This window comes from Nocardioides daphniae, from assembly GCF_004777465.1.
GTDB lineage: Bacteria > Actinomycetota > Actinomycetes > Propionibacteriales > Nocardioidaceae > Nocardioides > Nocardioides daphniae.
Map to the genome: position 1 here is coordinate 1488933 of NZ_CP038462.1, position 15258 is coordinate 1504190.

Consider the following 15258-nt stretch of genomic DNA (forward strand, 5'->3'; position numbering starts at 1 on the left):
TGGGCCCGTGCACGTGGACCTGAATGCCGACCTCGGCGAGGAGATCACCGACGACGCCGCCCTGCTCGAGGTCGTCTCCAGCGCCAACGTGGCGTGCGGCTACCACGCCGGGTCAGTGGCGATCATGCGCGAGGTCTGCGAGCGGGCCGCGGCGGCGCGCGTCTCCGTCGGGGCGCAGGTCTCCTACGCCGACCGGGACAACTTCGGCCGCCTGGCGCTGGACGTGCCGGCGCAGGTGCTCCGCGACCAGGTGGCCGACCAGGTCGGGACGCTGGCCGAGATCGCCCGGTCGGCGGGCATCACCGTCCGCTACGTGAAGCCGCACGGGGCGCTCTACCACCGCGTCATCGACGACGAGGTCCAGGCGGCGGCCGTGCTGGAGGGGTCGGGCGACCTCCCGGTGCTGGGCATGGTCCCGGGGGTCTTCGTCGACCTGGCCCGTGCCCGGGGACGCGCGGTCCACTCCGAGGCGTTCCCCGACCGGGGCTACACCGACGAGGGACGGCTCGTCCCGCGTGACCTCCCGGGGCCCTGGTGCACGGCGCGGAGGCCGTCGCCTCGCGCGCCGTCGACCTGGCCGCCCGCCCCGGCATCGACTCGTTGTGCCTGCACGGCGACAGCCCGGACGCGGTCGGCACGGCCCGAGCGGTGCGCGACGCCCTGCGCGCTGCCGGCTGGCGGCTGCATGGGCTGTGAGGTCGTACGACGTGGGGTGGGCGCCGGAGCGGGGCGCCGCGGGCATCGTGCGGGTGGGCCCCGACGCGTCGCTGGTCAGGGTGGCGGGGCCCGAGCAGGCCGCCTCCCTGGCGACCTTCCTGCGCAGCGCCGGCCTGGGCGCCCGCGAGGTCGTGCCGGCCGCCACGACGGTCCTGGTCGACGGGCTGGACCCGACGCAGGCTGGCGAGCTCGAGCGGCTCGTCGCGCGGTGGGACCCGACGACCGTTGCCGTCGTAGCCAGGGAGCGTGTCGAGGTCCCCGTCGTCTACGACGGTGCGGACCTCAACCGGGTCGCCGCGCACTGGGACGTCACCGTCGCCGAGGTCGTCGCCCGCACACCGGGCTCGAGTTCGTCGCCACCTTCACCGGCTTCGCACCCGGGTTCAGCTACCTCGCCGGGCTGCCGGCCGCGTGGGCCGTCCCACGACTGCCGTCGCCGCGCAGTCGGGTGCCGGTCGGGTCGGTCGGCCTGGCCGACCAGTGGTGCGGCATCTACCCGTCGGAGTCCCCGGGGGGCTGGTGCCTGCTCGGTCGCACCGAGCTCGCGGTCTGGGACCTTGCACGCACCGACGCGCCTGCGCTGCTGGTCCCGGGCACCCGGGTGAGGTTCGTGTTCGCATGAGCCTGCGTGTCATCGACCCCGGCCCGTTGACGACCGTGCAGGACGCGGGACGCCCGGGCTGGGCGCACCTCGGCGTCCCGCGCGCGGGCTTCGTCGACGCCGCGTCGGCGACGCTGGCCCACCGCCTCGTCGGCAACCCCGAGCACGCGGCCCTCCTGGAGACGACCCTTGGTGGTGTGCGGTTCGTGCTGGAGGTCGCCCGCACCCTGGCGGTGACCGGTGCCCGCTGCGACGTGACGGCCGACGGGCGGGCGATCCCGCTCGACCACGCGGTGACGCTGCCGGCCGGCACCGAGGTCGTCGTCGGCGCTGCGCGGCGCGGGCTGCGGTCCTACGTCGCCCCTGCCGGGGGCATCGTGGCCGAGCCGGTCCTCGGCTCACGCTCCACCGACACCCTGGCCGGCATCGGCCCGCCCGCGCTGCGTGCCGGCACGGTGCTTCCCCTGGGCGCGCCCGGTGCTCCGGCCGCGACCGACGTCGCTGCGCCCTCCTGGCCGGCCGCGGTGCTGCGGCTGCGCCCGGGGCCGCAGGCGGACTGGCTGCTTCGCCCGCGCGAGCTCGACGGTGCGGTCGCCCGGGTGGGGGCGGCGTCGAACCGGGTCGGGGTGCGGCTGGAGGGCGTACGCGTGGAGCGGCGGGCGGGTGAGCTGCCCAGCGAGGGCATGGTGCTGGGCGCCGTGCAGGCACCCGGCGGGGGAGAGCTGGTCGTCTTCCTCAACGACCACCCGCCCACGGGCGGCTACCCCGTCATCGGGGTCGTCGACCCCCGCGACCTGGCGTGGTGCGCGCAGGCACGTCCCGGCGACGAGGTCCGGCTGCGCCTGGTGTGAGCGAGGCGCTCAGTCGGCGGGTGCGTCCTCGTGGTCGCTGCCGTGCTCGAGCAGGGTCAGCTCGGGGTCGTCCAGGGAGAAGGAGCGGACCGGCCCCGGTCCGGTCTCGGCGGTCTCGAAGCGGACGGTGACCACGCCGCGCCCGGATCCCCACACCCAGCCGGGGCCGTGCTCGATGTGCACCACGTCGGAGCCGGGCGCCCAGGCCGGGCGGCGCGAGGGAGGGGCCGCGTCGAGCGAGATCGGCGCCTCCTCCTCGACCTCGTCGCCGAAGAGACCTTCCTGGATCCAGTCGGCCAGCCCGGAGACGCCGACGCCCAGGAGCCGGACGCCGCCGGTGGTGTCGACCTCGCCGAGCAGCCGTCGGGCCGTGCGGGCGATCACTTGGGCGTCGTCGGTGGGGGAGTCCAGCGTCGAGGAGCGGCTCAGCGTGGTGAAGTCGTGCAGCCGCACCTTGATCGTGACCGTGCGCCCTGACTGCCGGGCGGTGGCGAGGCGGCGGGCGACCGTGCCGGCCTGGCGCGCCAGCAGGCCCTCCATCAGCAGGCGGTCGGTGACGTCCTCGGAGTAGGTGTCCTCCACGCTCACCGACTTCGCCTCGCGCTCGGGCACGACCGCACGGTTGTCCAGGCCGTGGGCGAGGCGGTGCAGGCCGTGCCCGTGGGCCTTGCCGAGCAGGCGTACGACCTCCTCCTCGCTCGCCCGGGCAAGGTCGGCGACGGTGTGGATGCCGTCCCGGCGCAACCGCTCGACGGTGGCCGGTCCGACCCCCGGGATCACCCGCACGTGCATCGGCCACAGCAGCTCGAGCTCGGTGCCGGGCGCGACGACCGTCAGGCCGTCGGGCTTGTCCAGCTCACTGGCGACCTTGGCCATGAACTTCGAGCTCGCGACACCGACGGTGGCGGTCAGGCCGCCGGTGACCTCGTGCACGCGGGCGCGCAGGTCCTCGGCCACCTGCGTGACGGTGTCGAGCGAGAGGTCCGGCAGGTCGGCGGCGGCCAGGTCGACGAAGGCCTCGTCGAGGGAGAGCGGCTCCACCAGCGGGGAGACCTCGCGCAGCGCCGACATCACCAAGCGACTCGAGGCTCGGTAGGCGTGGAACCGGCCCGACAGGAAGGCGGCGTGCGGGCAGCGGGCGCGCGCCTCGCGCGTGGACATCGCCGAGCGCACGCCGAAGGTCCTGGCCTCGTACGACGCCGTCGCCACCACGCCGCGGCCCCCGGTGCCGCCGACGATCACCGGCCTGCCGCGCAACGAGGGCTTGTCGCGCTGCTCGACGGCGGCGAAGAAGGCGTCGAGGTCGAGGTGCAGGATCGAGGCGGTCGCGCGCATCAGGACCTCGGGCCCCCGCTGACCGTGCTCATGGCCCCCATTGTGGTCGTCACCGCCGACAGCGCCGAACCGCCACGCCTTCTCCCCAAGGGGCGGCAGTCCACAGCGGGGCGCTCGGCCCCGGGCCCGGCGGGGGCGTCGGGCGCCAGAGTCGCCGCATGACTCCAGACACCTCGATCACCGTCCGTACCCCCGACGACCTGCTGGCCTGCGTGCCGCTGCTGCTCGGCTTCCTCCCGGAGCGCTCCGCCGTCGTGGTCTCGCTGCCGCCCGGTGCCGGGCCGCACGCCCGGGCCGACGTCCTCGACGAGACCGACCTCGCCGACCTGACCCACGGCCTGCTCGACCCCCTGGCGCGGCACCGGGTGAGGCGGGTGGCCGTGGTCGTCTACGCCGGGCTGCACCGGGCGCGGGAGGTCGGGGCCCACCTCGTGGCGGCGTTGGAGGAGGCAGGGATCGAGGTGGTCGCCGCGGTGGCGGCCGACGGCGGTCAATGGCTCTCCGTGGTGCCCGAGACCTCGGTGCCTCGCGAGTACGACGCCCTGGCCCACCCCTACGTGGTGGAGGCAGTCGTTGCCGGCAAGGTCGTCCTGGGCTCGCGGAGCGCGGTCAGGGACCAGCTGTTCCCTGACCCCAGGCTCTGCGCCGAGGTCGCCCACCACCTGGCCGGGGAGACGTCGCCGGACGACCCCGAGTGGCTGCGCTCCTGCCTCGCACGGCACCTGGAGCAGGGCACCCTGCCGGACGCGGCGGAGGTCGCGCGCCTGCAGCGAGTGGTGGCCGACCAGGACGGCCGGGACGCGGCGTGGGCGTGGGTCGACCGGGCTGACGCGCGGCAGCACGTCGAGATGTGGCTGCGGGTGGTGCGCGGGTGCGTCCCCGAGGAGCGCGCGGCCCCGGCGGCGATCCTTGCCTTCCACGCCTGGCTCGCCGGCGACGGCGCCCTGGCGTGGTGCGCGGTCGAGGCCTCCGAGGACGCCGTCGGTGCCTGCTCCCTGACGCGGCTGGTCGAGGACCTGCTGACCCGTGCGGCGCCGCCGACGCTGTGGCAACCGTTGATGGCGGCGCCCGAGGTGCCGCGTACGTCCGAGGGCGGGAGGCGGGACTCCGGCGCCGCGTGAGGTGGGACACGGTTTCGGGGGTGGCCCCGTGTGGTTATCGTCACGACATGGGTGAAGACGTCGACGCGCAGGAGTTCTCCCGGGCCGACCGGACCCGCCACCGGGCCAAGGTGCGGCAGTGCCTGGACGTGTTCGCGCGGATGCTCGCCGAGTCACACTTCGACACCCAGGACCCGATGACCGGCCTCGAGGTCGAGTTCAACCTCGTCGACGACGCCGGCGACCCGGCCCTGAAGAACGAGGAGGCGTTGGCGGCCATCGCCGACCCGGCCTTCCAGACCGAGCTCGGGCGGTTCAACGTCGAGATCAACACCGAGCCGGGCGTCCTGCGCGGAGGGGGGCTCTCCGGCTTCGAGTCCCGGCTGCGCGAGAGCCTCAACCGCGCCGAGCAACGCTCCAGCGAGGTGAACGCCCACCTCGTGATGATCGGCATCCTGCCCACGCTGGAGGACACGCACTTCGAGGAGGACGCGCTCAGCTCCAACTCCCGCTACCACCTGCTCAGCGAGCAGATCCTGGACGCGCGCGGCGAGGACATCGAGATCGCGATCGACGGTCCTGACTCGCTGCGCGTCACGACCGACTCGATCATGCCCGAGGCCGCCTGCACCAGCACGCAGTTCCACGTGCAGACGACGCCCGACGAGTTCGCCTCCCACTGGAACGCCAGCCAGGCCATCGCTGCCGTGCAGGTGGCTCTCGGCGCCAACTCGCCCTACCTGCTGGGCCGCGAGCTGTGGCACGAGACGCGCATCCCACTCTTCGAGCAGGCCACCGACACCCGCAGCGCCGAGCTGAAGGCCCAGGGCGTGCGCCCGCGGGTGTGGTTCGGCGACAGGTGGATCACCTCCGTCTTTGACCTCTTCGAGGAGAACGTCCGCTTCTTCCCGGCCCTGCTCCCGGTCATCGATCCCGAGGACCCCGAGGAGGTGTTCGCCGCCGGCGGCGTCCCGAGCCTGCGCGAGCTCCGCCTGCACAACGGCACCGTCTACCGGTGGAACCGCCCCATCTACGACATCGCCCACGGCAAGCCGCACCTGAGGGTCGAGAACAGGGTGCTGGGGGCGGGTCCCACGGTGGTCGACATGATCGCCAACGCCGCCTTCTACTTCGGCCTGGTCCGCGCCCTGGCGCGCAGCGAACGACCGCTGTGGTCCCGGATGTCGTTCAGCGCGGCCGAGGAGAACTTCCACTCGGCCGCGAAGCACGGCATCGGCGCCCAGCTCTACTGGCCCGGCTTCGGACAGGTGGGCGCGGCCGAGCTGACCCTGCGCTCCCTGCTGCCGCTGGCGCACGAGGGGTTGGAGAGCTGGGGCGTCGACCAGGCCGAGCGTGACCACTACCTGGGGATCATCGAGCAGCGCTGCATGACCGGGACCAACGGCGCCTCGTGGTTCATCCGTGAGGTGAAGCGCCACGGTGGCGACGACGACCGATCCGCCGCGCTGCACGCCGCGCTGGCGGAGTACCGGACCCGGATGCACACCAACGAGCCGGTGCACACCTGGGAGTGAGCCCCTCAGGCGCGCAGCCGTTTCCACCGGTGGACCGCACCGGTGGGCTCGTGGCGCCACCCCTCACGGGTCACCACGGCGAACTGGTGCTCGAGGTCGAGCACGTCGCAGGCAGCGCGGGTGGCGCTGAGCCACGAGAGGTCCGGGTCGCACAAGTCGGGCGCACCCGACCGCGTGACCCAGAAGAGCGGCTGCCGCACGACTGGACGTACGAGGTGGGCGAGCGCCAGCGAGACCTCCGTGCGGACGCCGAGGTCGAGGGGCTGGCGCGCCGGCACCACGGAGGTGTCGAACGCTAGGGAGCGGGTGGCGTCGCCGGGGACGCCGACCCAGAGCACCGGCGCGACATGACCGCGCGAGCGGTGGTCCTTCAGGTCCAGGGCCGCCGAGCGCAGACCCGTGCGCAGGGACCGGGGGACTGGGGCGTCGGGCACGGGTCCACTCTGGCCCACGTGCGGGCCCGCCGCGCCGGGCTCTCCACAGGTCTCCCAAGGTTCGCACCAGCAGGTACGGTCAGGGCAGGTCCGGCTGGCCCGGAGCACGGCACGGCATGAGGAGGTCCCCATGGGGGCAGTGATCGTCGGATACGTGGCGACGGCAGAGGGCGAGGCGGCCCTGGACCGCGCCGTCCTCGAGGCGAGGCTGCGCGACGCCCAGCTGATCGTGGTGAGCTCGCACCGAGGCGGCAGCGACTTCGACGGGGACGACTCCCGCCGGGTCGACGCGCAGGTCGAGGCCGTGCGCGAGCGGCTCAGCAAGGAGGGCATCGACTTCGACGTCCGGACCATGGTGCGTGGGTTCGAGCCCGCAGAGGACCTCATCAGCCTGGCCGAGGCCAGCGGAGCCGAGCTCATCGTGATCGGGCTGCGCCGCCGCAGCCCGGTCGGCAAGCTGCTGCTGGGCAGCAACTCACAGCGCATCCTGCTCGACGCGCCCTGCGCGGTCCTGGCCGTCAAGGCCTGACACCGGCGAGCGGTCGCGGCGGCTGCGGCTGGCATGCTGGTCCCATGGCCATCCAGATCTGCCAGGACCCTGCCGCCGACGCCCTGCTCGCCGAGTCCGACTTCGCGCTGCTGATCGGCATGATGCTCGACCAGCAGTACCCGATGGAGCACGCCTTCCGCGGCCCGGCGAAGCTCAGTGAGCGCATGGGCTCCTTCGAGGTCGAGGAGGTGGCCCACGCTGATCCCGAGCGCTTCGCCGAGATGGCGGCCACCACGCCGGCCATCCACCGCTTCCGGGATCGATGGCGGCGCGCGTCCAGGAGATCGCGCAGATCATCCTCGACCAGTACGAGGGCGAGACCTCGCGGCTGTGGACCGAGGCGAAGGACGGCAAGGACCTGCTGAAGCGGATCACCGCGCTCCCAGGCTTCGGCAAGCAGAAGGGCCAGATCTTCGTGGCGCTGCTGGCCAAGCAGCGCGGGGTGAAGCCGCAGGGGTGGGAGGCGGTGGCCGGCGACTACGCCCTCGAGGGCTTCCGGTCGGTCGCCGACGTGGTCGACGCCGACTCCCTGCAGAAGGTCCGTGACTTCAAGAAGGCGAAGAAGGCGGCGGCCAAGGGCTGACCTGCGCTCGGCACGGGGGCCGGGTCACCCCCGGCAGGTGCTCAGCATCTCGGTGAGCGCCCGCCGCTCGCTCTCGTCGACCGCCAGGCCCCAGTCGCGCTTCACCACGACCCAGCGCGCTGCGTACGCGCACTGGTGCGACTGCCGCGGGCGCCAGGCGCAGGTCGTCGTCACCCTTCGACATGTTGGTGGGCCGTCGACGGCCAGGAGCACGTCGAGGTCGTTGGCGAAGGCACGGCGCCGCGCGGAGGACCACTGGCTGGCGCCCGAGCGCCAGGCCTCGGCGAGCGGCACCACGTGGTCGATCTGCACGGCCTGCGCCCGGCGCAGGTCCTTGAGGTCGTCCAGGACGAGCTCCCGCCCGGTGTAGGGGTCGATCCAGGTGCCGGCCAGCACGTCGTGGCGGCACGCGCCCTGGCGACCGAGGACCGTGGTGCCCGGCACGGCGTCACGCAGAAGCACGTCGTCGCGCTGGTTGCACCCGTTGCCTTCGACGTCGTCCCACGCGCGGCCGAAGGCGTCACGGTCGTAGGCCGGCAACCCGGCGGGGAGCGCGGCACGGACGGCAGGGACGTCAGGGCGTCCAGCGCCTCGGCCGGGTCGACGGGTGCGGGTGCCACCGGCGCGCGTGGCCCGGTGGGCGTGAGCTCCGTGCCGCCGTCGGCCAGCGAGCAGGCGCCGCCGGCGACCAGGACGGTCGCCACCACGGTCGCGAGGGACGCCGCCCGTCGGCGTGGGCGCGACGGCGTACGAGGTGGCGTGGAGGAGGCAGGCACCTGCCGAAGGGTGCCACGTCGCGCCGACAGCTCTCGGCGCGACACCGGGCGGAGGCGCAGGTCCGTCCGGGGTGGGACGGGACCGGGGCGACGTGGATCTTCACCCACCCCATGGCACAATGGCTGACGCGGCTCTTGACGTTACCGGGCTTGGCCGCGCCCCTTTTCCGCTCCCCGAGAGGTGTCAGTGTCTTCGAGCGCACGCAAGATGCTCCCCGCTGAGGTGCTTCAGCACCCTGCCATCGTCCTCCTGGTCGAGGCTGGTTCCATCCTTGGAACCGTGACCCCCGACCAGGTCCGACAGGCCAGCGATGCCGCCCAGGTGGAGCCCCGTCACCTCAAGGCGCTGCTCACGCACCTCAGTGGTGTCGGCATCACCGTCGACGTGAGCGCTGCCCCCGTGCGCGCCGCCGCTGCGGAGAGCAGCCGTCGTGCCACGACGGCGAAGGCCGCCAAGAAGGCACCGGCCAAGCCGGCCGCCGAGGCCACCAAGGCTCCGGCCAAGAAGGCTGCGGCGAAGAAGACGGCAGCGAAGAAGGCCGCTGCCCCGGCCCCGGACGACGTGGTCGAGCTCGACGGCGTCGACCTCGCCGACGAGCCCGTGGTGATCGGTGCCGACGGCAAGAAGGTCCTGCCCGACATCCCCGACGAGCAGTTCGAGAAGGACGTCGCGGCCGACCCGACGATCAAGGAGGACGAGAAGGAGGCCTCCTTCGTCGTCTCCGCGGCCGACGACACCGACGAGCCCGAGCAGCAGGTCATGGTCGCCGGCGCGACCGCCGACCCGGTCAAGGACTACCTGAAGCAGATCGGCAAGGTCCCCCTGCTCAACGCCGAGATGGAGGTCGAGCTCGCCAAGCGCATCGAGGCCGGCCTCTTCTCCGAGGAGAAGCTCGGCAAGGGCGGCAAGATCACCCCCAAGGTCCTCGAGGAGCTCGAGTGGATCGTGGAGGACGGCCGCCGCGCAAGAACCACCTCCTCGAGGCCAACCTTCGCCTCGTCGTCTCGCTGGCCAAGCGCTACACCGGCCGCGGCATGCTCTTCCTCGACCTGATCCAGGAGGGCAACCTCGGCCTGATCCGTGCGGTCGAGAAGTTCGACTACACGAAGGGCTACAAGTTCTCGACCTATGCGACGTGGTGGATCCGTCAGGCCATCACCCGCGCCATGGCCGACCAGGCCCGCACCATCCGCATCCCGGTGCACATGGTCGAGGTCATCAACAAGCTCGCCCGCGTGCAGCGCCAGATGCTCCAGGACCTGGGTCGCGAGCCCACCCCGGAGGAGCTCGCCAAGGAGCTCGACATGACCCCCGAGAAGGTCATCGAGGTCCAGAAGTACGGTCGCGAGCCGATCTCGCTGCACACCCCGCTCGGTGAGGACGGCGACTCCGAGTTCGGTGACCTGATCGAGGACTCCGAGGCCATCGTCCCGGCCGACGCGGTCTCGTTCACGCTGCTCCAGGAGCAGCTGCACGCCGTCCTCGACACCCTGTCGGAGCGCGAGGCCGGCGTGGTCTCCATGCGCTTCGGCCTGACCGACGGCCAGCCCAAGACCCTCGACGAGATCGGCAAGGTCTACGGCGTGACGCGTGAGCGCATTCGCCAGATCGAGTCGAAGACGATGTCGAAGCTGCGCCACCCGAGCCGTTCGCAGGTGCTGCGCGACTACCTCGACTGAGGGCTCACCGCAGCATCAGCACCTCCAGCGCGCCCCGTCCGGGTCTCCCGGGCGGGGCGCCCTGCATTTCGCCTCCCGTGTGGAGGCCACGCCGTGTCGGGATGTGGAACGCGGTTGGCCTCAACGGCTAGGTTTCCGGGGTGCCCCGCCGAGTGAGATTCCTGCTGTACGCCACGGTCGTCGCCGTGATCGCGACCTACGTCGGCGTCAAGGCCTGGGACCAGTGGGCGCCTGAGCCGACGGCGGCCGATGGGCTCGAGGAGTTCCTGGAGCCCTGGTACGAGGCCGTCGAGGACCGGGCCGACCAGCCCGCCACCGTGGTCTTCGTCGGTGACTCGATCTCCGAGGGCGTGATGCTGCCGGCGCCGGTGCACAAGAACCGGATGGTGGGCCTGCTGCAGACCCAGCTGCGCGACGCCCTGGACGTCGACGGCGGCGCAGGCTTCATGCCTCCGTACTACGGCGACAACGTCGGCTCCGACGACACCGTGCGCACCGGCGTACCGATGGTGGAGCAGACCTTCGGGCAGTGGGGCCTGGGGATGCGCTCGCTCAGCATGCCGGGTGGGTCGGAGCTGACCTACCCGGACCAGGAGGCGAGCACGGTCCGGGTCTGGTACGGGCAGATGGCGCTCCTGGGAGGCCAGGGCAAGGTCTTCGTCGACGGGGTCGACATCACCGCGGAGGGCACCCTCAGCAACGGCGACCCGAGCGGCGAGACACTGAGCTCGGCGGGGGAGGAGAACGCCTCGGCCCTGTCGTGGACCTCCCCGGAGCTGAGCGGCAGCAGCCACGTGGTCCAGGTCAAGAGCGTTGTGCCCGGGACCTCCTTCGTGCACACGGGCGTGGAGTTCTTCGACGGCGACGAGACCTCGGGCATCCACGTGGTCGACGGCTCCCACTCCGGGGCCACCGCCTCGCACTTCGCCAGCGATCGGGCCGTGGCCGGCCACTGGGAGGAGGTCGCTGCCCACGACCCCGACCTGATCGTGGTCAACCTCGGCACCAACGCCGAGCCCGACTTCCCCACGAGCCTGCGCAAGCTCGTCGACGAGGCCATGGCTGCTGCGCCGAAGGCCCGCATCCTGCTGGTGGACGGCTACGAGCCCGGGACGTGGACCACACCGATGTGGCAGGTCATCCGCAAGGCACGCAAGGACGTGGCGGCCGACCACCCCGGCCGGGTCGCCGTCTTCGACCTCGCCTCGCTGTGGCCCGTCCTGGCCAAGGACGGCACCAGCAACGACGGACTGATGATGGAGGACGCCGGGCCGGTCCACCCCAACGTCGAGGGCAACAAGCGGATGGCGCAGATCTACGCAGAACTACTGACCCCACCCGGAAACTGATCCGTCGGGGTGGTCAGCGTGCCGGCCTCGGGCGTAGCGTCGATCCGGTCGGAGGCCCACTCGGGGGCCTCCCGCCAAGGGGGATCAGCATGAAGAAACGTCACGTCCTGGCAGCAGCCGGCACCGCACTGATGAGCGTCATGGCGCTCGTCCCACCGGCCCACGCGGCCGCCGTCACCGTGGTCGACGGGGACGACAGCCCCGCCGCCGCCGACCTGCTGCGCGTGAGGGTCACGCACGCGCCCAGGCAGGTCCGCGTACGCCTCGTCCACGACGACCTGCTCTACAACGGCATCAAGGCAGGCCAGGGGGCCACCATCTTCCTGGACACCGACCCCGAGGACGCCGGGCCTGAGTACCGGTTCCGCACCGGGCTCAACGGCGGCACCGACTACGTCCTCGAGAAGGTGGACCGCTGGCAGGGTCGCGGCACGCTGGTGCGGTGCCAGTACCGCCTCACGATCTCGTGGAAGGACGACGTCGCCGTGCTGTCGATGGGACGCGGGTGCCTCGGGCGTCCCGAGACCGTCAGGGCAGCGGTCAAGGTCGGCGAGACCAGCCACGAGGGCGAGGAGTACATCGACTGGATGACCGGTCCGAGGCGCTACACCCCGGCGGTGGCGAGGGGCTGAGGCCCGTCAGAGCACCAGGAGCCCGACGACCCAGGTCAACGCAGCCAGGACGGCGGCGACCAGCTCGATGAGGATGCTCAGGCCGACGGCCTTCAGCGCGCCCACCGTCGCCGGCCAGGCCCGCTCGGGGCCGAGGCGCCGGTACTCCGCGAGGTAGACGCCCAGCGGGAAGCCCAGGAAGAGGCCGACCACGGGGATCACGAAGAAGCCGACGATGCCCAGGGCAGCGCCGAACCACAACGTCGAGCTCGGGACGCCGGCGGTCTGCAGACGCCGTCCGGGGACGAGGAACTTCACCACGGTGCCTGCCACGATGAAGGTGGCGGCGACGGCGAAGACCACCCAGGCCCCGGGGGTGCCCATCAGGACCGCCCAGGTGAGGACGGCCCCCAGCACGAGCAGGGAGCCGGGGAGCACGGGCACCACGATGCCCAGCAGGCCGACGGCGATGGCCACGCCGACCAGGATGTTCGTCAGGGTCACGCCGCACACCCTGTCACACGGCAGGTGGGGGAGCGGCACGCCGTCGTACGGACGTACGACGTGGGGACGCGAGAGGCCCCGGACCGTTGCGGTCCGGGGCCTCTCGTGACGTGTCGGTTCGGGTCAGCGCTCTTCGAGTCGGTGGGTCTCGTCCACGACGGTCACCGCGATCTCGCGGATCTTGTCGCCGTGCTCTCGCGCGTGGTGGGCGCAGAAGAGCAACTCGCCACCGCTCTGGAGCTCCACCCGGAGGTAGGCCTGGGCTCCGCACCGGTCGCAGCGATCCTCCGCCGTGAGGGCGGGGTTGGGGGCAACTGCTGTAGTCACATCGGCCTCATTTCTGTGCTTCGGTGTCTGGCCCAACGTACCGGCGAGGGAAAAGATTCCCAGCGGGACCTCACCGGAAACCCATCCAACCACGGAGAGGGTCGCAGTGCCTCACATTCCACCCTCTGGCGCGACGTCGTGGCGGCTGCAGGCGTGGCAACACCGTGGCGGACGGCGCCCCCGGTAGATTCGCCTCCCGTGGCAGCCCCCAGCGACAACACGTACAACGCAGCGCACCTCCTCGTCCTCGAAGGACTCGAGGCCGTGCGCAAGCGCCCCGGCATGTACATCGGGTCGACCGACACCCGCGGCCTCATGCACTGCCTGTGGGAGATCATCGACAACGGCGTCGACGAGGCTCTGGCCGGCTTCGCGAGCAACGTCGAGGTCACCATTCACACCGACGGCTCGGTCGAGGTCTTCGACGACGGACGTGGCATCCCGACCGACAAGGAGCCCAAGACCGGGCTGCCCGGCGTCGAGGTCGTGGCCACCAAGCTCCACGCCGGCGGCAAGTTCGGAGGCGGCTCCTACAACGCCACCGGCGGTCTGCACGGCGTCGGCCTGTCGGTCGTCAACGCGCTGAGCTCGCGCGTCGACATCGACGTCGACCGGGCCCCCGCGCAGCAGGGCCTCTCCTTCCGCCGCGGCGTCCCCGGCGTCTTCGACGGCGAGGGCCCCGACGCGCCCTTCACGCCGCAGTCGGGCATCACCCGCAAGGGCAAGAAGGTCGCCAAGGGGCGCAGCGGCACGCGCATCCGCTTCTGGCCCGACCGCCAGATCTTCACCAAGGACGCCAGGATCGAGCTCGAGGGACTGGTCGGCCGCGCCCGCCAGACCTCGTACATCGTCCCGGGCCTGGGCCTGACCATCACCGACCTGCGCGGTGAGGAGCCGGTCACCGAGACCTTCCGCCACGAGGGCGGCATCGCCGAGTTCGTCGACTTCCTCTCGCACGGCGAGCAGGTCACCGACGTGCTGCGGCTGCAGGGCCACGGCTCCTTCACCGAGACCGTCCCACTGCTCGACGACCACGGCCACATGACGCCGCAGGAGGTCGAGCGCGAGCTCGGCGTCGACATCGCGCTCAAGTGGGACATGGGCTACGAGACCACGGTCCGTTCCTACGTCAACGTGATCGCCACCCCCAAGGGCGGCACCCACGTCAGCGGCTTCGAGCAGGGCATCACCAAGACGTTCAACGAGGTGATGCGCGCGACCAAGGCGCTCAAGGTCAACGACGCCGACGTCATCAAGGACGACGTCCTCGAGGGCCTGACCGCCGTGGTCACGGTGCGCCTGGCGGAGCCGCAGTTCGAGGGCCAGACCAAGGAGATCCTCGGCACGCCCGCCGCGCGCAACATCGTCCGCAAGGTCGTCTCCGCCGAGCTGAAGAAGTACCTCACCTCGTCGAAGCGCGACGAGAAGGCGGCCGCGAAGCTGGTGATGGACAAGGTCGCCGGCGCTGCCCGCACCCGCCTGACCCTGCGCCAGCAGAAGGAGACCCAGCGCCGCAAGAACGCGCTCGAGTCCTCGGCGCTGCCGGCCAAGCTCGCCGACTGCCGCGCGACCGACAACGAGCGCACCGAGCTCTTCATCGTCGAGGGTGACTCCGCGCTCGGCACCGCCAAGCTGGCCCGCAACTCCGAGTACCAGGCGCTGCTGCCGATCCGCGGCAAGATCCTCAACGTCCAGAAGGCGTCGGTCGCGGACATGCTGAAGAACGCCGAGTGCGCGTCGATCATCCAGGTCGTCGGAGCCGGCTCCGGGCGGACCTTCGACATCGAGGCCGCGCGCTACGGTCGCATCATCTTCATGGCCGACGCCGACTCCGACGGCGCACACATCCGCTGCCTGCTGGCGACCCTCTTCTTCAAGTACATGCCCCAGCTCCTGGAGGCCGGCCGCGTCTACACCGCCGTCCCGCCGCTGCACCGCATCGAGCTGACCAACCCGAAGAAGGGCATGGACAAGTACGTCTACACGTACAGCGACGACGAGCTGCACCGGAAGCTGGCCGAGCTCAAGAAGAAGAACGTCCGCTGGAAGGAACCGGCACAGCGGTACAAGGGTCTCGGCGAGATGGACGCCGACCAGCTGCAGGAGACCACGATGGACCCGCGCTTCCGTACGCTGCGCCGGCTCACCGTCGACGACGCCGCCGAGGCCGCCGAGGTCTTCGAGCTGCTGATGGGCTCCGAGGTCGCGCCGCGCAAGGAGTTCATCGTCCAGGGCGCGTACGAGGTCGACATGGCCACGCTGGACGCCTGAGGCTTCCTCGGAACGCAGTGCCGTCCGCCGGTGG

At 71.9% G+C, this 15258-nt stretch carries 14 protein-coding genes and 3 pseudogenes; 12 read left to right on the forward strand and 5 right to left on the reverse strand.

Going from position 1 to position 15258, the window contains the following annotated elements; genetic code table 11:
* The first annotated feature begins 7 nt into the window (after positions 1–7).
* From E2C04_RS20785 to E2C04_RS07300, 3 genes and pseudogenes are all read left to right on the forward strand, one after another.
* Positions 8–696 (forward strand): annotated as a pseudogene (locus E2C04_RS20785) (LamB/YcsF family protein).
* Between the two features lie 152 nt (positions 697–848).
* A pseudogene (locus E2C04_RS21300) lies at positions 849–1339 on the forward strand (5-oxoprolinase subunit B family protein).
* On the forward strand, positions 1336–2169 hold the full coding sequence (locus tag E2C04_RS07300; protein ID WP_135832114.1) for a 5-oxoprolinase subunit C family protein: 834 nt from the start codon (positions 1336–1338) through the stop codon (positions 2167–2169). The pseudogene E2C04_RS21300 and the gene E2C04_RS07300 overlap by 4 nt, the downstream one beginning before the upstream one ends.
* A gap of 9 nt (positions 2170–2178) precedes the next feature.
* Here E2C04_RS07300 and E2C04_RS07305 read toward each other — a convergent pair whose 3' ends face one another.
* The gene (locus tag E2C04_RS07305; protein ID WP_135832115.1) at positions 2179–3504 is read right to left on the reverse strand and encodes a DNA polymerase IV; all 1326 of its coding nucleotides are present in this window, start codon (positions 3502–3504) and stop codon (positions 2179–2181) included.
* 158 nt (positions 3505–3662) lie between these two features.
* Here E2C04_RS07305 and E2C04_RS07310 point away from each other — a divergent pair, with 158 nt between their 5' ends.
* Positions 3663–4625: a DUF4192 domain-containing protein gene (locus E2C04_RS07310; RefSeq protein ID WP_135832116.1), complete on the forward strand. Its 963-nt coding sequence runs from the start codon at positions 3663–3665 to the stop codon at positions 4623–4625.
* Positions 4626–4672: 47 nt separating this feature from the next.
* Entirely contained in the window at positions 4673–6139 is a 1467-nt protein-coding gene (locus E2C04_RS07315) for a glutamate-cysteine ligase family protein (protein ID WP_135832117.1), read from the forward strand.
* 5 nt (positions 6140–6144) lie between these two features.
* On the opposite strand, the gene E2C04_RS07320 is transcribed toward E2C04_RS07315, so the two are convergent.
* Entirely contained in the window at positions 6145–6573 is a 429-nt protein-coding gene (locus E2C04_RS07320; RefSeq protein ID WP_135832118.1) for a hypothetical protein, read from the reverse strand.
* Between the two features lie 130 nt (positions 6574–6703).
* Between E2C04_RS07320 and E2C04_RS07325 the strand changes: the two genes are divergently transcribed.
* The 3 genes from E2C04_RS07325 to E2C04_RS21310 are packed head-to-tail and all read left to right on the forward strand — an operon-like array spanning position 6704 to position 7706.
* Complete coding sequence (locus tag E2C04_RS07325; protein ID WP_135832119.1) at positions 6704–7102, forward strand: universal stress protein; 399 nt, start codon at positions 6704–6706, stop codon at positions 7100–7102.
* Positions 7103–7146: 44 nt separating this feature from the next.
* Positions 7147–7488: an HhH-GDP family DNA glycosylase gene (locus E2C04_RS21305; RefSeq protein WP_338088818.1), complete on the forward strand. Its 342-nt coding sequence runs from the start codon at positions 7147–7149 to the stop codon at positions 7486–7488.
* Positions 7386–7706 carry an HhH-GPD-type base excision DNA repair protein gene (locus tag E2C04_RS21310; RefSeq protein ID WP_338088819.1) on the forward strand — a complete coding sequence of 107 codons (321 nt, stop codon included), beginning with the start codon at positions 7386–7388 and terminating at the stop codon, positions 7704–7706. The genes E2C04_RS21305 and E2C04_RS21310 overlap by 103 nt, the downstream gene beginning before the upstream one ends.
* 24 nt (positions 7707–7730) lie before the next feature.
* On the opposite strand, the gene E2C04_RS07335 is transcribed toward E2C04_RS21310, so the two are convergent.
* Positions 7731–8246, reverse strand: a complete 516-nt coding sequence (locus E2C04_RS07335) for an HNH endonuclease family protein (protein ID WP_158630629.1) — start codon at positions 8244–8246, stop codon at positions 7731–7733.
* Between the two features lie 417 nt (positions 8247–8663).
* On the opposite strand from E2C04_RS07335, the pseudogene E2C04_RS19540 reads away from it, so the two are divergent.
* The 3 genes and pseudogenes from E2C04_RS19540 (at position 8664) to E2C04_RS07350 (ending at position 12143) form a co-directional block, all read left to right on the forward strand.
* Positions 8664–10162 (forward strand): annotated as a pseudogene (locus E2C04_RS19540) (RNA polymerase sigma factor).
* 152 nt (positions 10163–10314) lie between these two features.
* Positions 10315–11511 carry an SGNH/GDSL hydrolase family protein gene (locus E2C04_RS07345; protein ID WP_135832121.1) on the forward strand — a complete coding sequence of 399 codons (1197 nt, stop codon included), beginning with the start codon at positions 10315–10317 and terminating at the stop codon, positions 11509–11511.
* A gap of 89 nt (positions 11512–11600) precedes the next feature.
* Positions 11601–12143, forward strand: coding sequence for a hypothetical protein (locus E2C04_RS07350; RefSeq protein ID WP_135832122.1), 543 nt, complete (start codon positions 11601–11603; stop codon positions 12141–12143).
* Between the two features lie 6 nt (positions 12144–12149).
* On the opposite strand, the gene E2C04_RS07355 is transcribed toward E2C04_RS07350, so the two are convergent.
* Positions 12150–12626, reverse strand: a complete 477-nt coding sequence (locus tag E2C04_RS07355) for a DUF456 domain-containing protein (protein WP_135832123.1) — start codon at positions 12624–12626, stop codon at positions 12150–12152.
* Between the two features lie 123 nt (positions 12627–12749).
* Positions 12750–12953: a DUF7455 domain-containing protein gene (locus tag E2C04_RS07360; RefSeq protein ID WP_135832124.1), complete on the reverse strand. Its 204-nt coding sequence runs from the start codon at positions 12951–12953 to the stop codon at positions 12750–12752.
* A 198-nt stretch (positions 12954–13151) separates the two neighbouring features.
* Between E2C04_RS07360 and E2C04_RS07365 the strand changes: the two genes are divergently transcribed.
* Positions 13152–15224, forward strand: a complete 2073-nt coding sequence (locus E2C04_RS07365) for a DNA gyrase/topoisomerase IV subunit B (protein WP_135832125.1) — start codon at positions 13152–13154, stop codon at positions 15222–15224.
* The last annotated feature ends 34 nt before the right edge of the window (positions 15225–15258 follow it).

Coding starts and splice junctions, on each gene's coding strand:
- E2C04_RS07300 (WP_135832114.1), top strand. CDS start 1,336: ATGAGCCTGCGTGTCATCGACCCCGGCCCGTTGACGACCGTGCAGGAC.
- E2C04_RS07305 (WP_135832115.1), bottom strand. CDS start 3,504: ATGCGCGCGACCGCCTCGATCCTGCACCTCGACCTCGACGCCTTCTTC.
- E2C04_RS07310 (WP_135832116.1), top strand. CDS start 3,663: ATGACTCCAGACACCTCGATCACCGTCCGTACCCCCGACGACCTGCTG.
- E2C04_RS07315 (WP_135832117.1), top strand. CDS start 4,673: ATGGGTGAAGACGTCGACGCGCAGGAGTTCTCCCGGGCCGACCGGACC.
- E2C04_RS07325 (WP_135832119.1), top strand. CDS start 6,704: ATGGGGGCAGTGATCGTCGGATACGTGGCGACGGCAGAGGGCGAGGCG.
- E2C04_RS21305 (WP_338088818.1), top strand. CDS start 7,147: ATGGCCATCCAGATCTGCCAGGACCCTGCCGCCGACGCCCTGCTCGCC.
- E2C04_RS21310 (WP_338088819.1), top strand. CDS start 7,386: ATGGCGGCGCGCGTCCAGGAGATCGCGCAGATCATCCTCGACCAGTAC.
- E2C04_RS07350 (WP_135832122.1), top strand. CDS start 11,601: ATGAAGAAACGTCACGTCCTGGCAGCAGCCGGCACCGCACTGATGAGC.